Consider the following 7,245-nt stretch of genomic DNA (forward strand, 5'->3'; position numbering starts at 1 on the left):
TTAGGCCTCGCGTTTTTTCATGCGCGGATCAAGCGCATCGCGCGCTGCATCGCCGATCAGGTTGATCGAGAGCACGCAGATCGTCAGAAGCAGCCCCGGCCACAGGATAATGCCGGGATTGATGCGGAAATATTGACGCCCTTCGGCCATGATATTGCCCCAGGTCGGGATCTCGGTCGAAATGCCGGCGCCCAGGAATGACAGCAAGGCCTCGGTCAGGATCGCCGAGGCGATGATATAGGTCCCCTGCACGATCATCGGTGCCATCGTATTGGGCAAAAGATGCTGGAACAGGATCTTGGGGGTGGATGAACCCAATGCCATTGCCGCCTCGACATAGGGCTCTTCGCGGGCGATCAGCACAACCGAGCGCACCAGCCGGACCACCCGCGGGATCTCGGGGATGGTGATCGCCATGACGACCGAACCGATCGAGGGGCCGTTCAGCGCGACCAGCGCAATCGCGATCAAGATCGAAGGCATGGCCATCAACGCATCCATGGCGCGCATGATGATCGCATCGGCCAGACGAAAATAGCCCGCAACCAGCCCGATCACCACGCCCAGCAACAAGGCCACTGCCGCGGCGCAAATCCCGATCAGCAGCGAAATGCGCCCACCCAGGATCATCCGCGAGAACAGATCACGGCCAAAGCCATCCGTTCCCAAAAGATGCTGTTCCGACGGCGGTTTAAGCCGCATCAGCGGGTCCATTGCCAAAGGATCATGCGTCGCGATCCAGGGTGAGAACAGGGTCAGCAAAAGGACCGCCACCAGCATGACGGCAGCAATATAGGGGCCAAGCCCGGTATGAGAGGGCGAAAGGCGCGACGAAAGGCGCAGGGTCAGCGATTTGTCCGCAGGGGAACGATCAATGTTCATCAGTAGCGGATCCTCGGGTCAAAGAGCGAATATGACAGGTCAATCAACAGGTTGACGAAAACATATACCGATGCGGTCAGCAGGATCAGCGCTTGGATGACCGGATAATCCCGCGCCAGAACCGCGTCGACGGTCAGTCGGCCAATCCCCGGGATGTTGAAGATCGTTTCGGTAACAACCACCCCCGAAATCAGCAGGGCAAATCCGGCGCCCACGATGGTTGCAATCGGCACGGCCGCATTTTTCAGCGCATGGACAAACAGGATACGCCGCTCTCCGACGCCTTTGGCGCGTGCGGTGCGGATATAATCCTCGTTCAGCACATCCAGCATTGCCGCGCGCGTCATCCGGGCGATCAGCGCGATATAGATCGAGGCCAGCGTCAGCGCAGGCAGGATCGCGCGCTCGATAAAGGGGGTAAAGCCAGCGGTGATCGACTTAAAGCCTTGCGGCGGCAGCCAGCCCAGCTTGACCGAAAAGATAAGCAAAAGCACGTAGCCAACCAAAAAGACCGGGACCGAAAATCCCAGAACCGAAAAGGACATGACCAGATAATCGACCCAGCTGCGATGTTTCCATGCCGCGATCACCCCCATCGGAATGGCCAGCACGACCGCAATCACAATCGTCAGAACGGCGATCGAAATCGACGGTCCAACCCTTTGGCCAACCAGATCCAGCACCGGGACGTTGGAAATCAGCGAGGTGCCGAAATCACCATGCAAGATGCCGCCAATCCATTTGACATATTGCGTCAGGATCGGCTCGTTCAGCCCCATCGCCTCGCGGATACGGTCCAAAGTTTCGGGGGTGGCATTGTCGCCAGCGATGATCGCGGCCGGATCACCCGGCGTCAGTCGCAGCATCAAAAACACAAAGACCGAAACCAGAAACAGCACCGGTATGACTGATAAAATCCGCTTGATTAGAAAAAAGAACACCGCACAGCTCCGCTGATCTGTGTTTCGGATATCGGCCTGCAACGGGGCGGACGCGCAGAGCCTCGACAAGATCGGCCCGCCAGTCAGCGGGCCGAATTAAGGTCGGGGACGGGCTTATTCCTCGGCTTTCTTCAGCGACCAGAAGACCGGAACCGGGGTGGGTGCCATATCGGTCACCACCGCACGACGCGCTTGGGGGAAGTTGTATTCACCCAAAGGCACATAGCTGACGAATTCCATCGCATGCGCCTGGATCTTGTCGGTAACGGCCTTTTGCTCTTCCGGGGTTTTCGCGGCGACGAATTCCTTTTTCAGCGCCTCGATTGCAGGATCATCAGGCCAGCCGAACCATGCCTGATCACCACGACCGTTCAGCATGACGTTGATGACCGGGTTCGCGATTTCCGAGATCTGCCAGTTGGTGAAGAAAATGTTCCAGCCGCCTTTCGCAGGGGCCTCGGTCGAAGCACGGCGCGTCACCAGCGTCTGCCAGTCCATCGGCTGCATATCGACGTTGAAACCTGCGGCACGCAATTGCTGGGCGGCAACAACGGGCTGTGCCTTTAGCGTCGGGCTGTCGGTGGGCTGCATCAGCACGACGGGGGTGCCGTCATAACCGGCCTCTTCCAGCAGCTTCTTGGCGCCCTCGGGATCGCCTGCGCCGGTCAAGGTCTCGGTGCCGGTGGTGTTTTCAAAGCGCGTTCCACAGCCAAAGATCGCGCCACAGGTCTTATAGAATTCGGGGCTGGCGGTCAGCGCGGCCAGCACCGGCTCTTGCGACATGGCCAAAAGCGCGGCCTTGCGGATCTTGGGATTGTCAAAGGGCGGGTGTTTGAAGTTCATCCGGCCCATGGTCTGAAAACCAAAGGCCGCGCGCTTTTCGACGACGACCGTATCGTCACCCTCAAGCAGCGGGATCAGGTCCACCGGCATCGATTCAATCAGGTCGATATCGCCCGATTGCAGGGCGTTCACTGCCGTCTGGCTATCGGCCATCGTGATCCAGCGCACCTTGTCGACGTTGACGACCTTTGCCCCGGCATAACCCGATGCGGGCTCAGTGCGCGGCACATAGTCCTGGTTTTTCACATAGGTGACGCCAACGCCGGGCTGGAACTCTTCGGCGACGAATTTGAACGGGCCAGAGCCGATATGTTCCTGAATGGCCTGATCGGCGGGGGTTTCGGCGACGCGCTTTGGCATGATGAAGGGCGGCAGCGCGGATTGCTTGCCAACGGTTTCAAGGAAGGGGCCAAAGGGGGCGCTGAGGGTCCAGACCACGGTCTTGGGGTCTTTGGCTTCTAGCGAGGTCGTGACATCCATGATGGCCTGACCACCGGTATCGCGTTTGCCCCAACGCTGAAGCGAGGCGACCACATCGTCACTTGTCACATCAGCGCCGTCGTGGAATTTCAGCCCGTCGCGCAGGGTGAACGTATAGACCAAGCCGTCATCCGAGACGGTATACTCGGCCATCTGCGGCTTGATGTCGGCATTTTCATCTTCGGCGATCAAAACGTCATAGATCATATAGGCATGATCGCGGGTGATATGGGCGGTGGTGATAACCGGGTCCAACACACGCAGGTCAGAATGCATCACCGCATTCAGCGTGGTTTCCGCAAAAGCCCCGCCTGCAGCAAGCGCAAACACCGAGGCAAAAAGTCCGGTTTTCAAGGAAAGCGTCATGGGATGGTTCATTGGCGTCTTTTCTCACTCACATCTGTTGGTTGGGCTTTGGTTCAGTTGTTGGGTCTTTAGGCTGGCTGGGCCGTTTGCTTAGTCGGGCCTCTTGTTGGATTGGATGAATTCCGGGCCATGCGGGCGCAACCGGATCCCCGGGCGCAGCCGCGTCCACGGCAGCACCGAGGGGCAAAGCGGCATTGCACCGGGGGCGGTCGCGACCAGAATGGTTTCGGCAATCAGCTCAAAATCCGCGCGAAAATGGACCGAGCTTTTGTTCACAAGGATCTTCTGCGCCTCGGGCTCGATCCCGACCATGCGAAAGAAGTTGCGATCTGCCATTTGCGCGATATGGCTGGTCACAACGACCTGGGTGCCCCCGATCTGCAGGGCAGCCGACGGCCCCATATCGATATGGGTGCCCCCGTAATAGGGACCGGTCGCATGGACCATGCCATTGGACAGGGCGCGAACGGTGGCACGGGTGACAAAGGGCGCGTCGCCTGCGACCCCCGAGCGGCCGCCCAAGGCCAGTTCGATCTCGGCCCCGACGCCTGCGGCATGGGCAAGCTGGGCGGCTTGCGGGTCGTGAAAGTTGCCAAGCGCCGCATCTTGGGCCTGACACGCCACAAGGGCGCGCAGCATGCCTGTCGTGTCAGACGAGCCGCCCGCACCCGGATTATCCTGCGTATCAGCGATGATGACCGGAAGGTCTGCATTCTGCGCCAGGCGCATGGCCTCGCGCACGGCAGCTTCGGGATCAAAAGCCCGGCCCGCGAAATCACCCTCATGGGCCAGCAGGGCCGTGGCTATCGCTGCGCAATGGGCCTCGACCGCGGCAGCATCGGAGCCATAGGCAAATGCCGCCGGTCCGCATCCTTCGAAATCGGAAGCCGGAAAGCCCATGAACAACGAGGCCGTCGCCACCCCTTGGGGCAGATCGCGCGTCATCTGGTACAGCCCGCGCGCGGGCTCCATCCCGGTATATTGCCAGGCAATCGGGATCAGGTAATCGACGGCGCGCATGGCTTTGGCCCAACGCCCCCCGCTGCGCAGCATCGCATCCAATGCGGCGGCGGCGCGATAGCCGGTATCGGCCATATCGATATGGGGATAGGTGCGAAAACCCACCATGATATCGGATAGAGCAAACATCTTAGGCGTGATGTTGCCATGCAGATCCAGCGAACAGGCAATCGGCAGGTCAGGGTGAATGTGGCGGATACGCGCCAGCAGCTCTCCTTCGCCGTCGGCGGCATGTTCGGCAACCATCGCCCCATGCAGATCCAGATAGATCGCATCAATCGGCCCACATTCGCGCAGGCCCGTCAGGATTTCTTCGCAGATGGTCTCAAAGGCATCGCGGGTAACCGGCGCCGAAGGGATCGCCCCGGTCCACAGGATCGGCGCGACATTCCAGCCCGCCTCATCGGCAAAGTCAAAGGCCCCGGCCATGCCCAGATTGACACCGCGAATGGCCTCGCGAAGCGCGGAACCGCGGGTGAAAGGGATATAGCCCCCGCCCTGTTCGAAAGCCGCCAGATCAGCAGGAGCCGAGGCAAAACTGTTGCTCTCGTGCAGAAATCCGGCAAAAGCGATTCGCATGGGCAGTGACTTCCTTATGTAAATTCGGCAGTTCTGTTGCGTATCGCTGATCGATACACCAATATCGAAATTGAATTCCAAGGCCCTGCGACATGTCAATGAAATTTGTCAGCAGAAAGGACAAAGAGACTAGTGTTTCGCGAACTGACTGGAGTTTCGACATTCGACCCGAAGGAAGCCCAATCTTTCGGCGATGATCCGCTTTTCGTCCGGGCTGCGGCTCGGGCAATCGCGATTATGTCAGCCTTTGAGCTGGCACATAAGCCACTGTCCTTGAACGAATTATCTGACATTTCCGGTGTGGATCGCAGTGCGACCCAGCGCATGGTCCATACGCTTTTGGCGCTTGGAATGATCGTGCGCGATCACGAGGATCGGGGCTATTTGCCTGGCAAGCGTGTGCTGACGATGGCCTGTTCCGCCCTGAGGTTGAACCCGGTCTTGCAGCGGGCCACGCCGATTCTTCTTGAACTGCGCCGTCGCACCCGCGAGCGGGTTGATATGTCGCTGTGGGATGAGACACGGCTGATTTACGCCCTGCGCATGCCCTCGAAGCACGAAATATTCACCGCGACGCTGACGGGAAATACCGTACCGCTTTATTGCACGGCGGGCGGGATCGCGGTCATGGCACATCTGGGTGACGACGAGATCGCACGGCTGTTCGCGGCCTCTGACCAGCGCCCTTTCACTGCGGAAACCTTTACCACCTTGAAGCAGGTGATGGCGCAGGTCGATGCAGCGCGCTTGCGCGGCCATGCGATTGTGACGGGCCAGCTTTTGCGCCACGAGGTTGCCATGGGGGTCGCCGTTCTGGATGGTCAGCGCCGCCCATTGGGCGCGATCCATTTGGCGGCCTCGATGGATGAGCACGACCCCGAGGCCTTCTCGTCGCAATTCGGGACTTTACTGCAGCAGGCAGGTCAGTCGCTTTCTGGCTATATCTAGCGGCTTGCGGGCACATACGCGCGCAAGCATTTCCCCGTTTGGCTGCTCTCCTGCGCTCTTGTGGCCCACGCGAATACCTCGGACCATCATCGCGTCGCATAGCTTGGTCCCTGAACCGCGTGCCTTGGCCGCGATTGTTGTCGCGAAATTTGATCGCAAGGATCGGGGTGCTGGTCTTGTCAGCCTGCCCTAAGCTGACAACATCTAAGCTATTGGATGGGGCATGCCATGAACCAGAACTCACCTTCGGGAAGAACTTCTCCCCTTGCCATGATCGAGGCCGACCCGCGCTGGGGACATGTCGTCAACCGCGACCGCAGCGCCGATGGCACCTTTGTCTATGCCGTCATCACCACCGGGATTTTTTGTCGCCCCTCTTGCGCCTCTCGCCGCGCTCTGCCCCATAATTTGCGCTTTTTCGATGGGCCCGAAGCCGCGCAGGCAGCGGGGTTTCGCCCCTGCCAGCGTTGCGAGCCATTGGGGCCGGGATTGGCGCATAAACATGCTGAAATCATCACGCGCGCCTGTCGCAGCATCTGCGCCGCCGAAACGCCGCCAAGCCTGAACGAGCTTGCATCAGAGGCAGGCCTCAGCCCCGCGCATTTTCATCGCCTGTTCATAGCGACAACCGGGGTCACGCCCAAGGTCTGGGCTGCGGCGCAACGCAACCACCGCATGCGGCAGGCCCTTGAAACAGGGGCGGTCAGCGTGACCAGCGCGATCTATGACGCCGGATTTAACGCCAGCAGCCGCTTTTACGAGCAATCCAGCGGCGCTTTGGGCATGACCCCGACCGATTTTCGCCAAGGCGGGCGACATGCCCGCATCCGCTTTGCCATCGCCCAAACCTCTTTGGGCGCCCTGCTGGTGGCACAAAGCGACAAAGGAATTTGCGAAATCGCACTGGCGGATCAGCCCGAAACCCTGCTCAAGGCGCTTCAGGATCATTTCCCCAAGGCCGAGTTGATCGGCGCCGATGCCACATTCGAGGCGCGCGTTGCGCAAGTCGCTACCCTGGTCGAGGCTCCCGCACAGGCGCTGGATCTGCCGCTGGATATTCAGGGCACGGCGTTTCAGCAAAGAGTGTGGCAAGCGCTGCGTCAAATCCCCCCCGGCACGACGGCAAGCTATAGGGCACCTCGAAAAATTGCCGTGACGACGCTGCCATCGTAGGATGAGGGGGGAG

The 7,245-nt window shown here is 59.9% G+C and carries 6 protein-coding genes; 2 read left to right on the forward strand and 4 right to left on the reverse strand.

The annotated features are described in order from the left end of the window. The 4 genes from RTS12_RS11225 to RTS12_RS11240 form a co-directional block, all read right to left on the reverse strand. Positions 1 to 882 (reverse strand): ABC transporter permease, encoded by an 882-nt coding sequence (locus RTS12_RS11225; RefSeq protein WP_312528487.1) that lies wholly within the window; start codon positions 880 to 882, stop codon positions 1 to 3. Beyond that, complete coding sequence (locus tag RTS12_RS11230) at positions 882 to 1,823, reverse strand: ABC transporter permease (RefSeq protein ID WP_312528490.1); 942 nt, start codon at positions 1,821 to 1,823, stop codon at positions 882 to 884. Before RTS12_RS11230 ends, RTS12_RS11225 begins: the two co-directional genes overlap by 1 nt. Positions 1,824 to 1,937: 114 nt before the next feature. After that, complete coding sequence (locus RTS12_RS11235) at positions 1,938 to 3,512, reverse strand: ABC transporter substrate-binding protein (RefSeq protein WP_312528492.1); 1,575 nt, start codon at positions 3,510 to 3,512, stop codon at positions 1,938 to 1,940. 90 nt (positions 3,513 to 3,602) lie between these two features. Then, positions 3,603 to 5,111, reverse strand: coding sequence for a M81 family metallopeptidase (locus RTS12_RS11240; RefSeq protein ID WP_312528493.1), 1,509 nt, complete (start codon positions 5,109 to 5,111; stop codon positions 3,603 to 3,605). A gap of 132 nt (positions 5,112 to 5,243) precedes the next feature. Between RTS12_RS11240 and RTS12_RS11245 the strand changes: the two genes are divergently transcribed. Both RTS12_RS11245 and ada read left to right on the forward strand, forming a co-directional pair. Further along, on the forward strand, positions 5,244 to 6,059 hold the full coding sequence (locus tag RTS12_RS11245; RefSeq protein WP_312528495.1) for an IclR family transcriptional regulator: 816 nt from the start codon (positions 5,244 to 5,246) through the stop codon (positions 6,057 to 6,059). Between the two features lie 228 nt (positions 6,060 to 6,287). Further along, positions 6,288 to 7,232 carry a bifunctional DNA-binding transcriptional regulator/O6-methylguanine-DNA methyltransferase Ada gene (gene ada, locus RTS12_RS11250; RefSeq protein ID WP_312528497.1) on the forward strand — a complete coding sequence of 315 codons (945 nt, stop codon included), beginning with the start codon at positions 6,288 to 6,290 and terminating at the stop codon, positions 7,230 to 7,232. The last annotated feature ends 13 nt before the right edge of the window (positions 7,233 to 7,245 follow it).

Source organism: Paracoccus sp. (in: a-proteobacteria) (assembly GCF_032007265.1).
In the GTDB taxonomy this organism is placed as follows: Bacteria; Pseudomonadota; Alphaproteobacteria; order Rhodobacterales; family Rhodobacteraceae; genus Paracoccus.

Coding starts and splice junctions, on each gene's coding strand:
- RTS12_RS11225 (WP_312528487.1), bottom strand. CDS start 882: ATGAACATTGATCGTTCCCCTGCGGACAAATCGCTGACCCTGCGCCTT.
- ada (WP_312528497.1), top strand. CDS start 6,288: ATGAACCAGAACTCACCTTCGGGAAGAACTTCTCCCCTTGCCATGATC.
- RTS12_RS11240 (WP_312528493.1), bottom strand. CDS start 5,111: ATGCGAATCGCTTTTGCCGGATTTCTGCACGAGAGCAACAGTTTTGCC.
- RTS12_RS11235 (WP_312528492.1), bottom strand. CDS start 3,512: ATGACGCTTTCCTTGAAAACCGGACTTTTTGCCTCGGTGTTTGCGCTT.